The 19,027-nt window shown below is 72.2% G+C and carries 13 protein-coding genes, 4 tRNA genes, 1 other RNA gene and 1 pseudogene; 10 read left to right on the plus strand and 9 right to left on the minus strand.

Features of this window, described 5'->3' with window-relative positions; translation table 11 throughout:
- The first annotated feature begins 107 nt into the window (after positions 1-107).
- A pseudogene (locus AB0M11_RS07240) lies at positions 108-1,342 on the plus strand (tyrosine-type recombinase/integrase).
- 64 nt (positions 1,343-1,406) lie between these two features.
- On the opposite strand, the gene AB0M11_RS07245 reads toward AB0M11_RS07240, so the two are convergent.
- Positions 1,407-1,494 (minus strand) — tRNA-Ser (locus AB0M11_RS07245).
- A gap of 72 nt (positions 1,495-1,566) precedes the next feature.
- Between AB0M11_RS07245 and ffs the strand changes: the two genes are divergently transcribed.
- From ffs to AB0M11_RS07275, 6 genes are all read left to right on the plus strand, one after another.
- An RNA gene (gene ffs, locus AB0M11_RS07250) (signal recognition particle sRNA small type) lies at positions 1,567-1,665 on the plus strand.
- A 45-nt stretch (positions 1,666-1,710) separates the two neighbouring features.
- Positions 1,711-3,957: a DNA polymerase III subunit gamma and tau gene (locus AB0M11_RS07255; RefSeq protein ID WP_365702293.1), complete on the plus strand. Its 2,247-nt coding sequence runs from the start codon at positions 1,711-1,713 to the stop codon at positions 3,955-3,957.
- A 345-nt stretch (positions 3,958-4,302) separates the two neighbouring features.
- Positions 4,303-5,580 carry a phosphoribosylamine--glycine ligase gene (gene purD, locus AB0M11_RS07260; protein WP_365702294.1) on the plus strand — a complete coding sequence of 426 codons (1,278 nt, stop codon included), beginning with the start codon at positions 4,303-4,305 and terminating at the stop codon, positions 5,578-5,580.
- A gap of 278 nt (positions 5,581-5,858) precedes the next feature.
- A complete protein-coding gene (locus tag AB0M11_RS07265) occupies positions 5,859-7,826 on the plus strand; it encodes a hypothetical protein (RefSeq protein WP_365702296.1) in 1,968 nt (655 codons plus the stop codon).
- A 368-nt stretch (positions 7,827-8,194) separates the two neighbouring features.
- Positions 8,195-9,691 carry a N,N-dimethylformamidase beta subunit family domain-containing protein gene (locus tag AB0M11_RS07270; protein WP_365702298.1) on the plus strand — a complete coding sequence of 499 codons (1,497 nt, stop codon included), beginning with the start codon at positions 8,195-8,197 and terminating at the stop codon, positions 9,689-9,691.
- A gap of 92 nt (positions 9,692-9,783) precedes the next feature.
- Positions 9,784-10,683 carry a phosphoribosylaminoimidazolesuccinocarboxamide synthase gene (locus tag AB0M11_RS07275; RefSeq protein WP_365702300.1) on the plus strand — a complete coding sequence of 300 codons (900 nt, stop codon included), beginning with the start codon at positions 9,784-9,786 and terminating at the stop codon, positions 10,681-10,683.
- 104 nt (positions 10,684-10,787) lie between these two features.
- On the opposite strand, the gene AB0M11_RS07280 is transcribed toward AB0M11_RS07275, so the two are convergent.
- From AB0M11_RS07280 to AB0M11_RS07315, 8 genes are all read right to left on the minus strand, one after another.
- Positions 10,788-10,860, minus strand: a tRNA-Gly gene (locus tag AB0M11_RS07280).
- A 22-nt stretch (positions 10,861-10,882) separates the two neighbouring features.
- Complete coding sequence (locus AB0M11_RS07285; protein ID WP_365702302.1) at positions 10,883-11,497, minus strand: response regulator transcription factor; 615 nt, start codon at positions 11,495-11,497, stop codon at positions 10,883-10,885.
- Positions 11,494-12,852 carry a histidine kinase gene (locus tag AB0M11_RS07290; protein ID WP_365702304.1) on the minus strand — a complete coding sequence of 453 codons (1,359 nt, stop codon included), beginning with the start codon at positions 12,850-12,852 and terminating at the stop codon, positions 11,494-11,496. Before AB0M11_RS07290 ends, AB0M11_RS07285 begins: the two co-directional genes overlap by 4 nt.
- Before the next feature lie 20 nt (positions 12,853-12,872).
- Positions 12,873-13,715 (minus strand): ABC transporter permease, encoded by an 843-nt coding sequence (locus AB0M11_RS07295; protein ID WP_365702306.1) that lies wholly within the window; start codon positions 13,713-13,715, stop codon positions 12,873-12,875.
- Positions 13,712-14,644, minus strand: coding sequence for an ABC transporter ATP-binding protein (locus AB0M11_RS07300; protein ID WP_365702308.1), 933 nt, complete (start codon positions 14,642-14,644; stop codon positions 13,712-13,714). Before AB0M11_RS07300 ends, AB0M11_RS07295 begins: the two co-directional genes overlap by 4 nt.
- A gap of 141 nt (positions 14,645-14,785) precedes the next feature.
- Positions 14,786-14,861 (minus strand) — tRNA-Gly (locus AB0M11_RS07305).
- 81 nt (positions 14,862-14,942) lie between these two features.
- A tRNA-Gly gene (locus tag AB0M11_RS07310) sits at positions 14,943-15,014 on the minus strand.
- A gap of 136 nt (positions 15,015-15,150) precedes the next feature.
- Positions 15,151-15,468 (minus strand): Lsr2 family protein, encoded by a 318-nt coding sequence (locus tag AB0M11_RS07315; RefSeq protein ID WP_365702310.1) that lies wholly within the window; start codon positions 15,466-15,468, stop codon positions 15,151-15,153.
- 326 nt (positions 15,469-15,794) lie between these two features.
- On the opposite strand from AB0M11_RS07315, the gene purS reads away from it, so the two are divergent.
- The 3 genes from purS to purL are packed head-to-tail and all read left to right on the plus strand — an operon-like array spanning position 15,795 to position 18,990.
- A complete protein-coding gene (gene purS / locus AB0M11_RS07320; RefSeq protein WP_015659417.1) occupies positions 15,795-16,058 on the plus strand; it encodes a phosphoribosylformylglycinamidine synthase subunit PurS in 264 nt (87 codons plus the stop codon).
- Positions 16,055-16,735 carry a phosphoribosylformylglycinamidine synthase subunit PurQ gene (gene purQ, locus AB0M11_RS07325; RefSeq protein ID WP_365702312.1) on the plus strand — a complete coding sequence of 227 codons (681 nt, stop codon included), beginning with the start codon at positions 16,055-16,057 and terminating at the stop codon, positions 16,733-16,735. Before purS ends, purQ begins: the two co-directional genes overlap by 4 nt.
- Positions 16,732-18,990, plus strand: a complete 2,259-nt coding sequence (gene purL, locus AB0M11_RS07330) for a phosphoribosylformylglycinamidine synthase subunit PurL (RefSeq protein WP_365702314.1) — start codon at positions 16,732-16,734, stop codon at positions 18,988-18,990. The genes purQ and purL overlap by 4 nt, the downstream gene beginning before the upstream one ends.
- The last annotated feature ends 37 nt before the right edge of the window (positions 18,991-19,027 follow it).

A 19,027-nucleotide genomic window follows, 5' to 3' on the forward strand; every position in this document is an offset into this window, starting at 1 on the left:
GCGTCCTTGGTCCTCCTGACGGCGGAGGAAGCAGCCCGCCGACGCCGTACCCGCCTACGTGGCCAAGCTCCGCCACCGACCCGCCCGCGCGGCCTGAGGGGGACGACATGGCAGAGCAGAAGCGCACCCGGCAGCCCAACGGGGCCTCGACCATCTACCTGGGCAAGGACGGCAAGTGGCACGGGCGGGTGACGGTCGGCGTCCGTGATGACGGCAAGCCCGACCGCCGGCACATCGAGCGCAAGACCAAGGCTGAGGTGACCAAGGCCGTCCGTGAGATGGAACGGGCGCGGGACGACAAGAAACTCAGGAAGCCGGGGCAGAGCTGGACGCTTAAGGCCTGGCTTGAGCACTGGGTCGAGAACATCGCCAAGCCGTACGTCTCGGAGAACACGTACGACGGGTACGAGGTCGACGTACGCGTTCACCTCGTGCCCGGCCTGGGCGCTCACAAGCTTGACCGCCTGGAGCCGGAGCACCTGGAGCGCTTCTATCGGAAGATGCAGGCTTCCGGGAGCTCCGCCGGCACCGCGCATCACGCGCACCGCACGATCCGGGTCGCCCTCGGTGAAGCGGTCCGACGTGGGCACGTCGTCACCAACGCGGCCGAGATCGCCAAGGCCCCGCGGCTCGAAGAAGAGGACATCGAGCCTTACACGATCGAAGAGGTGCGGAGTCTCCTCGTCGAGGCGGCCAAGCTGCGCAACAGCGCGCGGTGGGTGGTCGCCCTGGCGCTCGGGCTCCGACAGGGTGAGGCGCTCGGGCTGCACTGGGAAGACGTCGACCTGGACGCCGGGTACGTGCGCATCCGCAAGAACCGCCTGCGCCCGAAGTACGCGCACGGCTGCGACGGCGAACCTTGCGGGCGTAAGGCGGGCTACTGCCCGAAGCGGCAGCAGACCCGCCGTGAGCACAAGTCCACCAAGTCGCGGGCGGGACGGCGCACCATCGGTCTACCCGATCCGCTGATCAAGGTTCTTCGCCAGCATCAGGAGGTCCAGGGGCGGGAGCGCGCTGCCGCCGGCGCCGACTGGGAGGGCAAGGGGTACGTGTTCGCCTCGCCGACGGGCGGGCCGCTGAGCCCGAACACCGACTTCCACGTCTGGAAACGGCTCCTGCGGGACGCGGGGGTACGGGACGGCCGTCTTCATGACGCTCGCCACACTGCCGCGACCGTGCTCCTGATCCTTGGTGTCCCGGACGTCGTGGTCGACTCGATCACGGGTTGGGAGCCTGGGGGAGCGGCACGCATGCGGGCCCGGTGCACGTGACCGGGACGGTTCTGCGGAAGGTCGCGCAGCAAGTCGGAGACGCTCTCTGGGAGCCCCCGAAGGGCGACTGAGACGGAAACTGAGACGGAGAAACGCCAGAGGGCCGGACCACTTTCGTGGTCCGGCCCTCTGAGCTGGCGGAGGATACGAGATTCGAACTCGTGAGGGGTTGCCCCCAACACGCTTTCCAAGCGTGCGCCCTAGGCCTCTAGGCGAATCCTCCGCCGGAAACATTACATGACCGAGAGGAGTGCTCGCGAACTCGTTCTCACCTGCTGACGTCGGGTACTCTGTGCGGAGCCCCTCACGCGGCGCTATCTGACTGAACTCCCCCAGGGCCGGAAGGCAGCAAGGGTAGGTTGGCTCTGGCGGGTGCGTGGGGGGCGCTTGCGTTTGCGGGCGGGGCTGGTTGTCGGTGGGCGCCTATAACCTCGTAAGCGTGTCGTCTCTCGCGTTGTACCGCCGCTATCGCCCGGAGTCGTTCGCCGAGGTCATCGGGCAGGAGCATGTCACCGACCCGTTGCAGCAGGCGCTGCGGAACAACCGGGTCAATCACGCGTACCTGTTCAGCGGGCCGCGTGGGTGCGGGAAGACGACCAGTGCGCGGATCCTGGCCCGGTGCCTGAACTGCGAGCAGGGGCCCACGCCGACTCCCTGCGGGGAGTGCCAGTCGTGCCAGGACCTGGCGCGCAACGGGCCGGGTTCCATCGACGTCATCGAGATCGACGCGGCCTCTCACGGTGGTGTGGACGACGCCCGTGAGCTGCGCGAGAAGGCCTTCTTCGGGCCCGCCTCCAGCCGCTACAAGATCTACATCATCGACGAGGCCCACATGGTCACGTCGGCCGGGTTCAACGCCCTGCTCAAGGTCGTCGAGGAGCCGCCGGAGCATCTCAAGTTCATCTTCGCCACGACCGAGCCCGAGAAGGTCATCGGAACCATCCGGTCGCGGACCCACCACTACCCGTTCCGGCTGGTGCCGCCGGGGACCCTGCGGGACTACCTCGCCGAGGTCTGCGGGAAGGAGAAGATCCCCGTCGAGGACGGGGTGCTGCCGCTCGTCGTGCGTGCCGGTGCCGGATCCGTGCGTGACTCCATGTCTGTCATGGACCAGCTGCTCGCCGGGGCGGGCGAGGAGGGTGTGACGTATGCCATGGCCACCTCGCTGCTCGGGTACACCGACGGGTCGCTCCTCGACTCCGTTGTCGAGGCCTTCGCCACCGGGGACGGCGCGGCGGCCTTCGAGGTCGTCGACCGGATCATCGAAGGGGGCAACGACCCGCGCCGCTTCGTCGCCGACCTCCTGGAGCGGCTGCGGGACCTGGTGATCCTCGCCGCCGTCCCGGACGCCGCCGAGAAGGGGCTGTTCGACGCCCCCGCCGACGTTCTCGAACGGATGCAGGCCCAGGCCGGCACGTTCGGCGCGGCCGAGCTCAGCCGGGCCGCCGACCTCGTCAACGCCGGTCTCACCGAGATGCGCGGCGCCACCTCCCCGCGCCTCCAGCTGGAGCTGATCTGCGCCCGTGTGCTGCTGCCTGCGGCGTACGGCGACGAGCGGTCCCTGATGGCGCGCCTCGACCGGCTGGAGCGGGGCGTGAACTTCTCGGGCGGTGGCGGTGCGCCCGCGATGGGATACGTTCCCGGGCCCGAGGCGCACGTGCAGGTGCCCCCTGCCGCTGCCCCCGCGCCTTCCTCCGCGCCGTCCCCTGTGCAGCAGGCGGGCGGTCCGGCCGCGGCGCGGGCGGCCGTACGAGGGGGTGCGGCGCCCGCCCTGGCCCCGGCGCCCGCCCCGGCCCCGGCGCCCGCCCTGGCCCCGGCGCCCGCACCGGCCCCCGCCCCGGCGCCGGTGGCCGCGCCCGTCTCCGAGCCCCCGGCTCCGGTCGCTTCCGCGCCCGGAGCCTGGCCCACGGCCGCCCCCGCGGGAGGCGGTACCCGCCGCCCCGGCGGCTGGCCGACGGCCACGGGCGCGCCGGCGGCCCAGCAGGCGCCGCCGCCCCCGCCGACTCCGGCGGCCCAGCCGGCCTCGGCTCCGGCCCCGGCTGCCGCCGCGCCCGCCCCGGCTCCTGCCGGTGGTCTCGACCCCCGGATGCTCTGGCCGAACATCCTCGAAGCGGTCAAGAACCGCCGCCGCTTCACCTGGATCCTGCTCAGCCAGAACGCCCAGGTCGCCGGTTTCGACGGCACCACCCTCCAGCTCGGCTTCGTCAACGCCGGGGCCCGCGACAACTTCGCGAGCAGCGGCAGCGAGGAGGTGCTGCGACAGGCGCTGGGTGAGCAGTTCGGTGTGCAGTGGCGGATCGAAGCGGTCGTCGACCCGACGGGTGGGGGTGGCGGCGGCGGTGCGGCTCCGCCGCCGAGTTCCGGGTACGGCGGGGGGCACTCCGGCGGCTACGGTGCGCCCGCGGCCTCCGGATACGGCAGCGCCGCCCCCGCGGCCCCGACCCGCCCGGCGCCCGCCCAGCAGGCCCCGGCGGCGGCCCCCGCGGCCGCCCAGAGCCCGCCGCCCACCCCGACGGCGACGTCCCCGGCCCCTGCCCCCATGCCCCCGGAACCGCCCCCGGTCGCCCCCGAGGACGACATCCCCGAGGAGGACGACCCCGACCTCGACGAGTCGGCCCTCTCCGGCCACGAACTGATCGTGAAGGAACTGGGGGCGACGGTGGTGGAGGAGTTCCAGAACGAGTGACGTGGGGTGCGGGCCGGTGCGGGCCGACGCGTTCGCGGCTCGGCGGGCTGAGCTTGTCGGGCGGGTGCGGGGCGGTGGGGCTTTCCGTGCAGTTCCCCGTGTCCCTGGGTGTCTCGGCGCGTCCGGCGCCTGCGGAGCGAAGGCGCCTCCACCCCCGTCTGCGTCTGAGGGCGAAGGCCGGTCCGCGCCCCGTCTCAGCCCGTCCGGCGTTTGAGGACGAGGCCGTAAGGCCGATGCGGGGGGCTTGGAGCGGCAGCCCCTGAGGGGGCGCCTGGGCGGGCGGTCAGCTGTCGGGGCGGGGCTTGGAGGAACCTCCAGTCGGCTTGCCCGGCTACGCTGGCCCTCGTGAAGGTCCTCGTCATCGGCAGCGGCGCCCGCGAACACGCCCTGTGCCGCTCCCTGTCCCTCGATTCCGACGTCACCGCGCTGCACTGCGCCCCCGGCAACGCCGGCATCGCCGAGGTGGCCGAGCTGCACCAGGTGGATGCCCTGGACGGCGGGGCCGTGGCCGCGCTGGCCCTGGAACTCGGCGCCGACCTGGTGGTCGTCGGCCCGGAGGCCCCGCTGGTCGCCGGGGTCGCCGACGCCGTGCGCGAGGCGGGCATCCCGGTCTTCGGCCCCTCCGCGGAGGCCGCGCGGATCGAGGGGTCCAAGGCGTTCGCCAAGGACGTGATGGCGGGGGCCGGCGTGCCCACCGCCCGTTCGTACGTCTGCACGAACGCCGAGGAGGTCGCCGAGGCTCTCGACGCCTTCGGGGCGCCGTACGTGGTCAAGGACGACGGGCTCGCCGCCGGCAAGGGGGTCGTCGTCACCGACGACCTCGACGCCGCCAAGGCGCACGCCGCCGCCTGTGAGCGCGTCGTCATCGAGGAGTTCCTGGACGGCCCCGAGGTCTCCCTCTTCGCGATCACGGACGGCGAGACGGTCCTCCCGCTCCAGCCCGCGCAGGACTTCAAGCGCGCCCTGAACGGGGACGAGGGCCCCAACACGGGCGGCATGGGGGCCTACTCCCCGCTGCCCTGGGCCGACCCGAAGCTGGCCGACGAGGTCCTGGAGACCGTCCTCCAGCCGACCGTCGACGAGATGCGGCGCCGCGGCACCCCGTTCTCCGGTCTGCTCTACGCAGGCCTCGCGATCACCTCGCGCGGCGTGCGGGTCATCGAGTTCAACGCCCGCTTCGGCGACCCGGAGACCCAGGTGGTCCTCGCCCGCCTGAAGACCCCGCTGGCCGGCGTCCTGCTCGCCGCCGCCGTCGGCACCCTCGGCGACCTTCCGCCGCTGCGCTGGCGCGACGAGGCGGCCGTCACCGTCGTGGTCGCCTCGCACAACTACCCGGACACCCCGCGCACCGGCGACCCCATCACCGGTCTCGACGAGATCGCCGCCGTGGACGCGCCGCACGCCTATGTCCTGCACGCCGGGACCAGGCGCGTCGGCGACGACGTGGTCAGCGCCGGCGGCCGGGTCCTCTCCGTCACGGCGACCGGCCAGGACCTGACCCAGGCCCGTGAGCGGGCGTACACGGCGGTGGCCCGGATCGGCCTGGACGGCTCCCAGCACCGTACGGACATCGCCGCCAAGGCAGCGGCGGAGGCGGCTGAGCAGGGGGCGCAGGGGGCCTGAGGCCCGGCTCACCCGCAGACCCGTTCCCGTCAGGCCCCGGACCGCGAGATCCGGGGCCTGATCATTGCTGTCTGTCGATCACCTCTGACCAAAGCCATTCCATCGAGTGACCGATGCACCATCCGGCTGACGAGGGCCGAGGCCCCAACTAGGGTGCGGCGCAAGCGTTCCGGCACTTGGCCCACCGGCATTGCGATGTCAGTGAGGGGTGCCACAGTGGGGGAGTGAGCAACAGCCAGGACAGGCCGAGGACAGCAGGGAGGGGGTGAGGTTCGGACGTGACCGGTACCGGAATCGGTGCGGAGGCGGGAGCGCAGGCGGCGCGCACCCGGGCGCTCGCCGTGCTGCGCGTCCGCGGCCGGGCCCTGGCCGTGGCCCTGCTCCCCGCCGCGGCCATGGTGATCCTGCTGACCGGCGGCTCCACCGGCCACTTCGCAGGCCGCGGCTGGGACACCGCCCGCTGGATCGTCGGCGCCCTCGCCGTACTGGTGCTGCTGGCCGCCGCGGCCATCGCCCTGGTCGTGGCCCGCGCTCGCCCCGCCGTCAGCCCCACCGTCCCGATCCCGGAGGAGTCCGCCCCGGACCTCTACCGGATGGTGCGCGACCTCGCCGACCGCCTCGACGTGCCGGTGCCCTCCGCCATAGCGCTCACCCCGGACTGCGACAGCTGGCTCGAGGACCGCACCCACCCGGCGCACGGCCCGCCCGCGCCCAAGGGCGGTGACGAACTCGGCACCCCCGGTCCGCACCGCCGCACCCCGGCCGCCCCCGTCCTCGTCATCGGCTCCCCGTTCCTGTGGTGGATGCGGGTCGGTGAACTCCGCGCGGTCCTCGCCCCGGTCGTCGCGGGTACGGGCCCCTCGGCGCATCCGGACATAGCGGCCGCCCGCCGCTTCGTTCGGGGGCTGGACGCGGCGGTGGGCGTCGCCACGACGCCCGCCCGGTGCCCGGCCACCCGTCTGGTGTGCGCGGGCGTGGGCTGGGTGGCCCGGCTGCTGCTGCGCGGCTGCCGGGAGCACGCGGCGCTGATGGAGCGCGGGGTCGCCGCCGCGGCCGCCGAGCGGGCCCAGGCCGTGGACTACGGACTGCGGATCGTCGCCCAGGAACAGGTCGGTCTCGCCTACGCCGGCTGGGACCGCCTGCTCACCCGGGTCGCGCTGCCCGCCTGGCGGATGGGCCGCTGGCCCTCCCGGCTGGACGCGGGCGTGGTCGCCGCCCTCACCGAGCTGTCCCGGCGCGACCGGCTGGCCGAGGGCTTCGCCTCCCGGCTCGGCGAGCGGCCCGCCTGCGACCTGCTGGAGGAACCGGGGCTGGTGGACGAGGCGGCCTCGCTGCTCGCCGCCCGCCTCTTCCACGGCGGCCCCGCCGAGCCCGGACCGACCTGGTCACCGGTGGCCTGGCAGGAGTATCCGGACGAGGTCGTCGACCGCACCTGGCGCACCGAGGCGGCCCGCCTGCACCGCGTCCTGGACGCCCTCGGGGTCCGCGCCTCCCTCGATCCCGCCGCCCCCGACCCCGGCGGCCCCACCCTGGCCCGTGTCCTGGACCACCTGACCGTCCCGCCCGCCACCGGCGAACGCCCGTGCCCCCCGGCCCATGACGAGGACACTCGCGCCTCCGGCTTCGACGACGGCCCGCGCGCCTCCGGCTTCGACGACGGCCCGCGCGCCTCCGGCGACGACCAGGACCCCCGCCCCTCCAGCTACGACCAGGACCCCCGCCCCTCCGGCTGCCACGAGGGCGCCCGCACCTCCGTCGGCGCCCAGGGCCTCACCGCCGGCTTCGAGGGCGAGGAAGCCGGCGAGCCCACCGGCACCGAGCGCAGCGCCGCCCTCGCCGCCGGTCTCAGCGCCGCCCTGGCCCGCGAGGAGCGCGCGGGACGGCACGCGGGAGCGACCGCCGCCTCACCCCCCGGCGGCCCCGCCCCCGTCGGTCAGGGCGGCCCCGGCAGCCCCCTCTGGGACGACGGCGCACTGCCCCTGTTCCCGCTCCAGCCCCCGCGCACCGCCCGTGAAATCCTCGCCGACCACGTCACGGCGATGGTGTGCTGCGCGGCCGTGGACACCGCCGGGGCCACCCCCGGCCTGGACTGGCTCGACGGCCCGTCCCTGATGGTCGGCGGCGAGCGGGCCGCCGACCTGACGCCCAGAGTCCTCAGTCTCATCGAGGAGGGAGACCCGGCCCCGCTGCGGGCCTGGCTGGTCGAGTCCGGAATACGTCCCGAGAAGCCGGTACGGCTGGTCTGACCTCGGCGTTTCGACGCTTTGGCGGAGCGAAATGTTCCACTTCAGGCAAATTCGCAACGAACCGTGACTGTACGCGTGCGTTATGTGATGTGCTGGGACCGTTCGCGGATGTGGCAAGCGCATCCGACATAAGACAGGCGCCACAGTCACGGCACGGCTCGGCTCCACCAGCGAGATGGGAAACGCCCGGAACCAGGCACGACAGCGCAAGGGGCGGTCACGAAGGCACAGCAGCGAGGCCCAACGCCGTCCACCGCACGCCACGAAGAACGCCACATCGCACACGAAGAAGAACGACACAGCACACGCCCACATCGCACATCGGCTCGTATCAGCACTTCACGGGGGCACGAGGGAGGGGAGCCACCATGGCATCGGACCACATCCGCCGCTGGGAGTCGGGAGCACTCGCGCACGCCGTCACGGACCCCTTCGGCCAGGGTCCCGTCCCCTGGCTGCGCGGCAGTGAGACCTACTTCGACGACACCGGTCATGTCGTCCCCTGGTACGTGGACCCCAGCCGGCCACAGCCCACCGGCGAGAACCCCCGGGTCCCCGCACCGCGCGCCGCCACCGGCGGACCGCGCTCGGCGGACGACGTGCACCGCCAGATCAAAGGATTCACCTCGACCGGCGCGGTCGCCCCGGGCGAGGCCGTGGACTTCCACATCACCGTCGACCCGCCGCAGGAGTTCAGCGTCGACGTCTATCGCATCGGCCACTACGGCGGGGACGGCGCCTCGAAGATCACCACCAGTCCCCGGCTGTCGGGCATCGTCCAGCCACCGCCGCTGACCGCCGACCGCACGGTCTCCTGCCACCACTGGTGGCTGTCCTGGCGGTTGCAGGTCCCGTCGTACTGGAGCATCGGAGCGTACGTCGCCGTGCTCACCACGGCCGACGGCTACCGCTCGCACGTGCCCTTCACGATCCGCGACGACCACCCGGCGGACCTGCTGCTCCTGCTGCCGGACATCACCTGGCAGGCCTACAACCTCTACCCCGAGGACGGCCACACCGGCGCCAGCCTGTACCACGCCTGGGACGACCGGGGTCGGCTGCTCGGCGAGGCCGACGCGGCGACCACCGTCTCCTTCGACCGGCCGTACGCGGGCGCGGGCCTGCCCCTGCACGTCGGCCACGCCTACGACTTCATCCGCTGGGCCGAGCGCTACGGCTACGACCTCGCCTACGCCGACGCCCGCGACCTGCACGCCGGCCGCGTCGATCCCACCCGCTACCGGGGCCTGGTCTTCCCCGGCCACGACGAGTACTGGTCGCCGCAGATGCGCCGCACGGTCGAACTGGCCCGGGACGGCGGCACCAGCCTCGTCTTCCTCTCCGCCAACACCATGTACTGGCAGGTGGAGTTGGGACCGTCCCCGTCGGGGGTCGCGAACCGCCTGCTGACCTGCCGGAAACGCAAGGGCCCGGGGAAGCCCGTGCTCTGGCGTGAGATCGACCGGCCCGAACAGCAGACGGTCGGCATCCAGTACGCGGGCCGGGTGCCCGAGCCGTACCCCCTGGTGGTGCGCAACGCCGGGCACTGGCTCTGGGAGGCCACCGGTGCCCACGAGGGCGACGAACTTCCGGGCCTGGTGGCCGGCGAGGCCGACCGCTACTTCCCGCGGACCGCGCTGCCCGAGCACGAGGAGCGCATCCTGCTCGCCCACTCCCCCTACACCGACAACGACGGCGTCCTGCGCCACCAGGAGACCTCCCTCTACCGCGCCCCCTCCGGCGCCCTGGTCTTCGCCTCCGGCACCTTCGCCTGGTCCCCGGCCCTGGACCGGCCCGGCCACACCGACCCCCGGGTCCAGCGCGCCACCGCCAACCTCCTGGACCGCATCTGCAAACACGACTGACCCGCACAGGTGTCCGCGCGGCCCCGCTGTCCGTGCGCAACCCGGCATACGGGAGAATCGAGGGCACCTGTACAGAACCACGGGGAGGAACCGTGTCCGGATTCGTCGAAAAGCCCGAGCCCGTGGAGGTGCCGGGTCTGGCGCATCTGCACACCGGCAAGGTGCGCGAGCTGTACCAGAATGCGGCCGGGGACCTCGTGATGGTCGCCAGCGACCGCCTGTCCGCCTACGACTGGGTGCTGCCGACAGCGATCCCCGACAAGGGCCGGGTCCTCACCCAGCTCTCCCTGTGGTGGTTCGACAAGCTCGCCGACCTGGTGCCCAACCACGTCATCAGCACCGAGCTGCCCGAGGGCGCCCCGGCCGACTGGGCGGGCCGCACCCTGATCTGCAAGTCCCTGAAGATGCTCCCGGTGGAGTGCGTGGCCCGCGGCTACCTCACGGGCTCGGGCCTGGCCGAGTACCAGGAGTCCCGCACGGTCTGCGGCCTCGCCCTCCCCGAGGGCCTGGTCGACGGCTCCGAGCTGCCCGCCCCGATCTTCACCCCGGCCACCAAGGCCGAGGTCGGCGAGCACGACGAGAACGTGTCGTACGAGGAGGTCGCCCGCCAGGTCGGCGCCGAGACCGCCGCACAGCTGCGCCAGGCCACCCTCGCGGTGTACGGCCGCGCCCGGGACATCGCCCGGGACCGGGGGATCATCCTGGCGGACACGAAGTTCGAGTTCGGCTTCGAGGACGACACCCTGGTCCTCGCCGACGAGGTCCTCACCCCGGACTCGTCCCGCTTCTGGCCGGCCGACGAGTGGCAGCCGGGCCGCGCCCAGCCGTCGTTCGACAAGCAGTACGTGCGCGACTGGCTGACCTCGGCCGAGTCCGGCTGGGACCGCAGGAGCGAGCAGCCCCCGCCGCCGCTGCCCGAGCGGGTGGTCGAGGCGACCCGCGCCAAGTACATCGAGGCGTTCGAGCGGCTGACGGGCAACACCTGGTCGTGACCGGAAGCGTCCCCGGACCCCGGTCCGGGGACGCCGAAGGCCCCGCACGCGGGGGGTCGTGAACGCCGAAGGCCCCCGGCCGAAACCGGGGGCCTTCTTCGCTGAGCGGACGACGAGGCTCGAACTCGCGACCTCAACCTTGGCAAGGTTGCGCTCTACCAACTGAGCTACGTCCGCATGCGCCGTGGCGCGAGAGCAACTATACCCAACCTCGCTCCCGCGCGAGACGCACTGCCGCATGACGGTTCTCCGCACCGAGCTTGGTGACGGCCGAGGAGAGGTAGTTCCGCACGGTCCCCGGCGACAGCGCGGCCCGCTCGGCGATCTCCGCGACCGGTGCGCCGTCGGCCGCCAGCTCCAGCACCTCGACCTCCCGCGCGGTCAGCGGCGAGTCCCCGGCGGAGATCGCGTCGGCGGCCAACTCCGGGTCGATGTAGCGGTTTCCGGCGTGCACGGTCCGGATGATCTCGGCGAGCCGCTGGGCGCTCACCGTCTTCGGGACGAACCCCCGCACACCGGCTGCCAGAGCCCGTTTCAGATGGCCGGGCCGTCCGTGTCCGGTGACGACGAGCACCTGGCAGTCAGGCAGTTCGGCACGGAGCGATGTGGCGACCCTCACACCGTCCGCGCCGGGCATCTGGAGATCGAGCACCGCGACGTCGGGGCGGTGGGCCCGCGCCATGGCGAGCGCCTCCGGGCCGGTGGCCGCCTCGGCGACGACGACCAGGTCGTCCTCGAGGCCGAGCAGGGCGACCAGCGCGCCCCGGATCAGATGCTCGTCGTCCGCGAGCAACAGCCGCACCGGAGACGTCATGAAGTGACCCCACTCACACTCGTGTCGGCGGTCGCCCGACCGGTCAGCGGCACCGAGGCCACCACGCGGAACCCGTCCGCCCCGACCGGCCCCGCCTGCAGCGTCCCGTCCACCCTCGCGAGCCGTTCCCGCAGCCCGGCGAGCCCGGACCCCCCGCCCCCGGCGTTCCCCCCGCCCACGCCGTTCCCCCGGCCCCGGCGGTTTCCACCGCCCCCATCGCCCAAGCCGCTCCCATCGCCCGAGCCGTCCCCGCCGCCCGAGCCGTCCCCGCCACCCCGGCTGCTTCCGCGCACCGCCACCCCGTCGTTCTCCACCGTCAGCACCACGCACCCCTCCCGCACCCGCAGCCCCACCGCACACCGTCCCGCGTCCCCGTGCCGGAGCACGTTGGTGGTGGCCTCCCGCACCACCCACCCGAGCGCCGACTGCACCTCGGCCGGCAGTCCCGCCGCGTCGCCGGTCACCTCGCAGGCGATTCCCGCGGCGGTCAACACACCCTGCGCACCGGCGAGTTCGGCACCCAGGTCGGCGTCCCGGTAGCCCCGTACGACATCCCGTACCTCCCGCTGCGACTCCTGGGCGATCCGCTGCACCTCGATCATCTGGTCGACGGCCGCGGGCCGTTCGCGTCGGGCCAGCTGGACGGCCAGTTCGCTCTTGAGGGCGATGACGGCGAGGTTCCGGCCGAGCACGTCGTGCAGATCGCGCCCGAACCGCAGCCGTTCCTCGGCGACGGCGAGGCGGGCGCGGGTCTCGCGGGCCTCGTCGAGTTCGTAGACGGCGTTCAGCAGCCAGACGGAGAAGATCGACGTGAAGGCGAGGAACGCCCCGCCGAGGAACACCACGAGTGCGGTGAACAGGGCGGCCGGCCCGGGGTAGCCGAGCGGGAAGGAGACCGCTCCCGCACCGCAGGCGAACCCCGCGACGAGCGAGAGCACCCGCCTGCGGTGGTGCACCCCGAGTGCCATGGTCCCGGCGCCGAAGGCCGGCACCCCGGTGAAGACACCCGCCCCGGCGGCCTCCACGTCCGGGCCCGACCCGTGCCTGCGCAGGACCAGGGCGACGACCGCGAAGAGGTAGGTCGCCACGGCGAGCGCCCACAGCAGCCGCACCGGCTGCGCCCGCCGGCCGCGGGCCCAGTCCAGGGCCCGGGAGGCGGTCAGCGCGCAGAGCAGGGCGTGCACGACGACCATCGCCATCAGCCAGCTCGCGACCTCCGTCCCCGCCTGCGCGAACACCGGCAGGCCGATCGCCGCGACCTCGATCACCGCGAAGAAGTGGAACGACCATCGCGTGTACGTCTCGATCTTGGCCGGCGTGGTCTTGCCCCGCCACCAGCCGCCCGCCCCGTTCATCCCGGTCCCGTTCCTCACCGTCAGCGCCGAGGCTCCCAGCGGAACCACCGCCGTACAGCAAACACCGCGACCACGGCCCAGGCCAGTGCGAGGGCGACCGCTTCCAGCGCCCCGGACGCGCTCAGCTCCCCGGTCCAGCCGGCCCGCACCAGGCGTTCGGCCGGGGAGAGCGGGAGGAACGCGCAGACGGCGGCCACCCGGTCGGGCAGGATGTCCGCGGGCACGGCGATGCCGGAGCCCATCATGGACACCAGGACCAGGGGCAGCGCGGTGACCTGGGCGCTGTCGGTGGTCCGGGTGAAGGCCGCGGTGAGCGCGGCGAGCGCGGCGCTGAGCAGCAGGCCGAAGAGCAGCCCGAGCAGGGTGAGCCACGGTGCCTCGGGCACGCCGGCGTCCAGCAGCACCGCGCAGCCGACGGCGAGCAGCAGCGCCTGCGCCAGGCCGATGCAGACGGCGGGCAGCGCGGTGCCGACCAGGATCTCCGCGTCCTTCAGCTCGCCGGTGCGCAGCCGCTTGAGGACGAGCTCCTCGCGGCGGGCCACGTACGCACTCACCAGGGACGTGTACACGGCGAAGAGGAAGGAGAACCCGATCGCGGCGGTCAGCATCACCGGGCCGACGCTCAGCCCTTCCTTCCTGAGGTCTATCTGGTCGATCGCGGGCCGTACCGTGAACGGCAGCGCGAGCGGCACCAGCAGCGCGGTGACCACAGCGCTTCGATTGCGGCCCAGCAGCGTGAGTTCGGCCCGTGCCAGCGCGCGCAGCCGCAGCCGCTGGGGAGCGAAGGACCGCACCGCCGGCGCCCTGCCGGGACCGCCGACGCCGTCGGCCGTCGCTTCCCCTCGACGCACCAGCCCGCTCATGCGGCCACCTCCGGCTGCTCCCGCGCGATGGACAGGAATGCCTCCTCCAGGGAGGCCGACCGCACGTCGAGATCGCGCAGCTCGATCCCTGCCGTCTCGGCCCAGGCCAGCAGCCCGGTGGCGGTGCGCTGCACCTCGCGCGTGCGCAGCCGTACGCGGTCCCCGGCCATCTCGTGCCCGCTCACCCCCAACGGACCGAGCGGTGGCAGGTCGCCCAGGAAGTAGCCCCGGGGCAGCCGGAAGGAGATCCGTGCGGGCCGGCCGGCGGTCACCTCGCCCGGTGTTCCGGTGGCCGCGATCCGCCCCTCGTGCAGGATCGCGAGCCGGTCGGCGAGGTCCTCGGCCTCGTCGAGGTAGTGCGTGGTGAGCAGGACGGCCGTCCCGGCGTCGCGCAGCGCGCGGACCAACTCCCAGGTGTCCAGGCGTCCTTCGGCGTCGAGTCCGGTGGTGGGCTCGTCCAGGAAGAGCACCTCGGGCCGCCCGAGCAGGGCGAGTGCCAGGTCGAGGCGGCGCCGCTCGCCGCCGGAGAGCTGCTTGACCCGGACGTCCGCCCGGCCGGCGAGCCCGACCAGGCCGAGCGCCTCGGCCGCGGGCCGGGCTCCGGTCGTACAGCCGGCCCACATCCGTACCGTCTCGCGGACGGTGAGCTCGGAGGGGAAACCGCCCTCCTGGAGCATCACGCCGGTGCGCGGCCGTACGGCGGCCCGCTCCCGGTGCGGGTCGTGGCCCAGCACCCGGACCCGGCCGCCGTCCGGCGGGGCGAGTCCTTCCAGCAGTTCGACGGTGGACGTCTTGCCGGCGCCGTTGGTGCCGAGCAGTGCGAAGATCTCGCCGCGGGCCACGGAGAAGGTGATTCCGCGGACCGCCTCGAACCCGCCCCCGTAGACACGCCGGAGATCTGTGACCTCAATCACGTGTTCGTAGTCCATGGCTCCAGCGTCCCCGCGGCCGGGGCCCGGGAGCAGTGCGTGGTGTCATCACTGCCCATGACAAATGTCAGCAGGGTGCCCCCGGGGGGGCGGAGCGCACGAAAAAGCCCCAGTCATCCGACTGGGGCTTCCTCTATGAGCTGGAGCGGACGACGAGGCTCGAACTCGCGACCTCAACCTTGGCAAGGTTGCGCTCTACCAACTGAGCTACGTCCGCACTGCTCCCGACCGGCTCCCACCGATCGGTGCGAGCACCAGCCTACCTGATCCACAAGCATGCTCAGGACCGGCGGTGCAGAGCGGGTGACAGGAATTGCACACTGCGCCTTCCCCCTGGAAGGGGGATGTTCTGCTACTGAACTACACCCGCATGTACTCCGTGGGTTTCGGCTTTTCGGCCGCGCCCCTCGGCGTGCTCCAGACATTAGCTGATCAGCGGGGGGGTTGCGCAAGTCGGCTGCCCGCAGGGGCGGCTGACGCACCCTGAGGGCAGCCGACCCGCTCTGTCACTGGGCGGCGCTGAACGCCTCGTACACCTTCTTCGGGATACGGCCGCGGGCCGGGACGTCCATCTTGTTCGCCTGTGCCCAGGCGCGGACGGCCGCCGGGTCGGGGGCGACCTCCGTCTGCTTGTACGCCTTGCCCGACTTCGACCGCTTGCGGCCGGCCACCACGTACGGCTCCAGGGCCTTGCGCAGCTGCTTGGCGTTGGCTTGATTCAGGTCGATCTCGTACGACTTCCCGTCGAGTCCGAAGGCGATCGTTTCCGCCGCTTCCGAGCCGTCGATGTCGTCAAAGAGAGTGACCACGACCTTCTGCGCCACGAATATCGGTCCCTTCGTGTGGCACGTCTTTACAGCTCATCGGCGATGACGGCGATGGCGATGACGTGCCGAGTATCGGCTATTGCCAATTCATTTGTACAGTGCCTGGCAATACAAAGTGAAGCCCGACTAAATCCGTCCGCGTGTCCCGAGGCAATAGATGTCGTGGGCGAACCCGGGGAACTTTCCCAGAACTTTTCGTGCGGGTCCCCCGCCGTCACCTGATCGTGATGCGGGTCACGTACCTTCCTACAACTCTACCCGCGTAGAAATTTGGTGCGGGTAGTCTGAAGGAACCAGCTCAGCACCACACACCGGGAGTGCCAGTGGCACGCGTCGTAGTCGACGTCATGCTCAAGCCGGAGATCCTCGACCCCCAGGGCCAGGCGGTCCAGCGTGCGCTGCCGCGCCTGGGTTTCGAAGGCATCTCCGATGTACGTCAGGGAAAGCGATTCGAACTGGAAGTTGACGGGCCGGTCGACGAGGCCGCACTCGCCCGCATCCACGATCTTGCGGAATCCTTCCTCGCCAACACCGTGATCGAGGACTTCACCGTCAAGGTGGAGGAAGTCGCGGAGGCGGCGAAGTGACCGCTCGTATTGGCGTCGTCACTTTCCCGGGCAGCCTCGACGACCGTGACACTCAGCGGGCGATCCGGCTCGCGGGTGCGGAACCGGTCGCGCTCTGGCACAAGGACAAGGATCTCCACCAGGTCGACGCGGTGGTCCTTCCCGGCGGTTTCTCCTACGGCGACTATCTGCGGGCCGGCGCCATCTCCCGCTTCTCGCCGGTGATGGGGACGGTCATCGAGCAGGCGAAGGCCGGTCTCCCGGTCCTCGGTATCTGCAACGGCTTCCAGATCCTCACCGAGGCGCACCTGCTCCCGGGCGGAATGCTGGGCAACGACCACCTGCACTTCATCTGCCGCGACCAGAAGCTGCGGGTGGAGAACGCGGACACGGCCTGGACCAGCGACTACCAAGCGGGCCAGGAGATCCACATTCCGCTGAAGAACATGGACGGCCGGTACGTCGCCGACGAGTACACGCTCGACAAGCTGGAGGCGGAGGGCCGGGTCGTCTTCCGCTACCTCGACTTCAACCCCAACGGCTCGCTGCGCGACATCGCCGGCATCACCAACGAGGCCGGGAACGTCGTCGGCCTGATGCCGCACCCGGAGCACGCCGTCGAGCCGCTCATCGGCTCCGGCCGCACCGACGGTCTCCCGTTCTTCACCTCGATCCTCAAGAAGCTGGTGGGCGCATGAGCCGGACGCCTCTGGACACGGTCGAGCACGCGGCCGCGACCCCCGACGTCGAGCTGCCCTGGGCCGAACTGGGCCTGAAGAAGGACGAGTACGAGCGGGTGGTGGAGATCCTCGGCCGCCGCCCGACCGGCGCCGAACTCGCCATGTACTCGGTCATGTGGTCCGAGCACTGCTCGTACAAGTCCTCCAAGGTCCACCTCCGCCAGTTCGGCGAGAAGGCGCCGCAGTCGGACGCGCTGCTCGTCGGCATCGGCGAGAACGCGGGCGTGGTCGACGTCGGCCAGGGCTACGCGGTCACCTTCAAGGTCGAGTCGCACAACCACCCGTCGTACGTGGAGCCCTACCAGGGTGCCGCGACCGGTGTCGGCGGCATCGTCCGCGACATCATCGCGATGGGTGCCCGGCCGGTGGCCGTGGTCGACCCGCTGCGCTTCGGCGCGGCCGACCACCCCGACACCAAGCGCGTCCTGCCGGGTGTCGTGGCCGGCATCGGCGGCTACGGCAACTGCCTGGGCCTGCCCAACATCGGCGGCGAGGTCGTCTTCGACGCCTGCTACCAGGGCAACCCGCTGGTCAACGCCGGTGCCATCGGCGTCATGCGGCACGAGGACATCCACCTCGCGAAGGCCTCCGGCGCGGGCAACCAGGTCATCCTGTACGGCGCCCGGACCGGCGGCGACGGCATCGGCGGCGCGTCGATCCTGGCCTCGGAGACCTTCGACGACGCGAAGCCCTCCAAGCGCCCCGCGGTCCAGGTCGGCGACCCCTTCCAGGAGAAGCTCCTCATCGAGTGCACCCTGGAGGCCTTCCGGGAGAAGCTGGTCGTCGGCATCCAGGACCTCGGCGCGGCCGGCCTGTCCTGCGCCACCTCCGAGCTCGCCTCGAACGGCTCCGGCGGCATGACCGTCACCCTGGACGACGTCCCGCTGCGCGACTCCACGCTCTCGCCCGAGGAGATCCTCATGAGCGAGTCGCAGGAACGCATGTGCGCGGTGGTCGAGCCGGCCAAGGTCGCCCGCTTCCTGGAGATCTGCGAGAAATGGGACGTCATCGCCACCGTCATCGGCGAGGTGACCGACGGCGACCGCCTGGAGATCTTCTGGCACGGCGAGAAGATCGTCGACGTCGACCCGCGCACGGTCGCCCACGACGGCCCGGTCTACGAGCGCCCGTACGCCCGCCCGTCCTGGCAGGACGAGCTCCAGGCGGACGACGCGAACAAGCTGCCGCGCCCCGCGACGGCGGAAGAGCTGAAGCAGCAGGTCCTGCAGCTGGTGGGCTCCCCGAACCAGGCCTCCAAGAAGTGGATCACCTCGCAGTACGACCACTTCGTGCAGGGCAACACGGTGCTGGCCCAGCCCGAGGACTCGGGCATGATCCGCATCGACGAGGAGACCGGCCTCGGCGTCGCCATCGCGACCGACGGCAACGGCCGGTACGCCAAGCTGGACCCGTACGCGGGCGCCCAGCTGGCGCTCGCGGAGGCCTACCGGAACGTGGCGACCACGGGCGCGAAGCCGCTGGCCGTCTCCGACTGCCTGAACTTCGGCTCGCCCGAGGACCCGGCGGTGATGTGGCAGTTCGCTGAGGCCATCCGCGGTCTCGCCGACGCCTGCCAGCAGCTGGGCACCCCGGTGACCGGCGGCAACGTCTCGCTCTACAACCAGACGGGCGAGGCGGCCATCCACCCGACCCCGGTGGTCGCGGTCCTCGGCGTGATCGACGACGTCGCCCGCCGCACGCCGGTCGCCTTCCAGGAGGAGGGCCAGCTGCTCTACCTCCTCGGCGACACCCGTGAGGAGTTCGGCGGCTCGGCCTGGTCCCAGGTCGTCCACGACCACCTGGGCGGCCTGCCCCCGAAGGTGGACCTGGAGCGCGAGCGCCTGCTGGCCGAGATCCTGATCTCCGCCTCCCGCGACGGCATGATCGACTCGGCGCACGACCTGTCCGACGGCGGTCTGATCCAGGCCGTGGTCGAGTCCGCGCTGCTCGGCGGCAAGGGCGCGCGCCTGGTCGTCCCGGACGGCCTCGACGCCTTCACCTTCCTCCTTTCCGAGTCGGCCGGCCGCGCCGTCGTGGCCGTCCCGCGCTCGGAGGAGGTCCGCTTCAACGACATGTGCGGCGCCCGGGGCCTCCCGGCGACCCGCATCGGCGTCGTGGACGGCGACGCGGTGGAGATCCAGGGCGAGTTCAGCCTCACCCTGGCGGAGCTGCGCGAGGCCCACGAGGGCACGATCGAGGCGCTGCTGGCGTAACCGGCCGCAGAACGACGAAGGCCCCGCCCGGAAACAT

Origin of the sequence: Streptomyces sp. NPDC051987 (assembly GCF_040680735.1) — a bacterium.
In the GTDB taxonomy this organism is placed as follows: Bacteria; Actinomycetota; Actinomycetes; order Streptomycetales; family Streptomycetaceae; genus Streptomyces.

Excerpts from the sequence above, each read along its gene's own strand:
- AB0M11_RS07270 (WP_365702298.1), top strand. The coding sequence starts at position 8,195 with ATGGCATCGGACCACATCCGCCGCTGGGAGTCGGGAGCACTCGCGCAC.
- AB0M11_RS07285 (WP_365702302.1), bottom strand. The coding sequence starts at position 11,497 with ATGACGTCTCCGGTGCGGCTGTTGCTCGCGGACGACGAGCATCTGATC.
- AB0M11_RS07290 (WP_365702304.1), bottom strand. The coding sequence starts at position 12,852 with ATGAACGGGGCGGGCGGCTGGTGGCGGGGCAAGACCACGCCGGCCAAG.
- AB0M11_RS07295 (WP_365702306.1), bottom strand. The coding sequence starts at position 13,715 with ATGAGCGGGCTGGTGCGTCGAGGGGAAGCGACGGCCGACGGCGTCGGC.
- AB0M11_RS07300 (WP_365702308.1), bottom strand. The coding sequence starts at position 14,644 with ATGGACTACGAACACGTGATTGAGGTCACAGATCTCCGGCGTGTCTAC.
- purL (WP_365702314.1), top strand. The coding sequence starts at position 16,732 with ATGAGCCGGACGCCTCTGGACACGGTCGAGCACGCGGCCGCGACCCCC.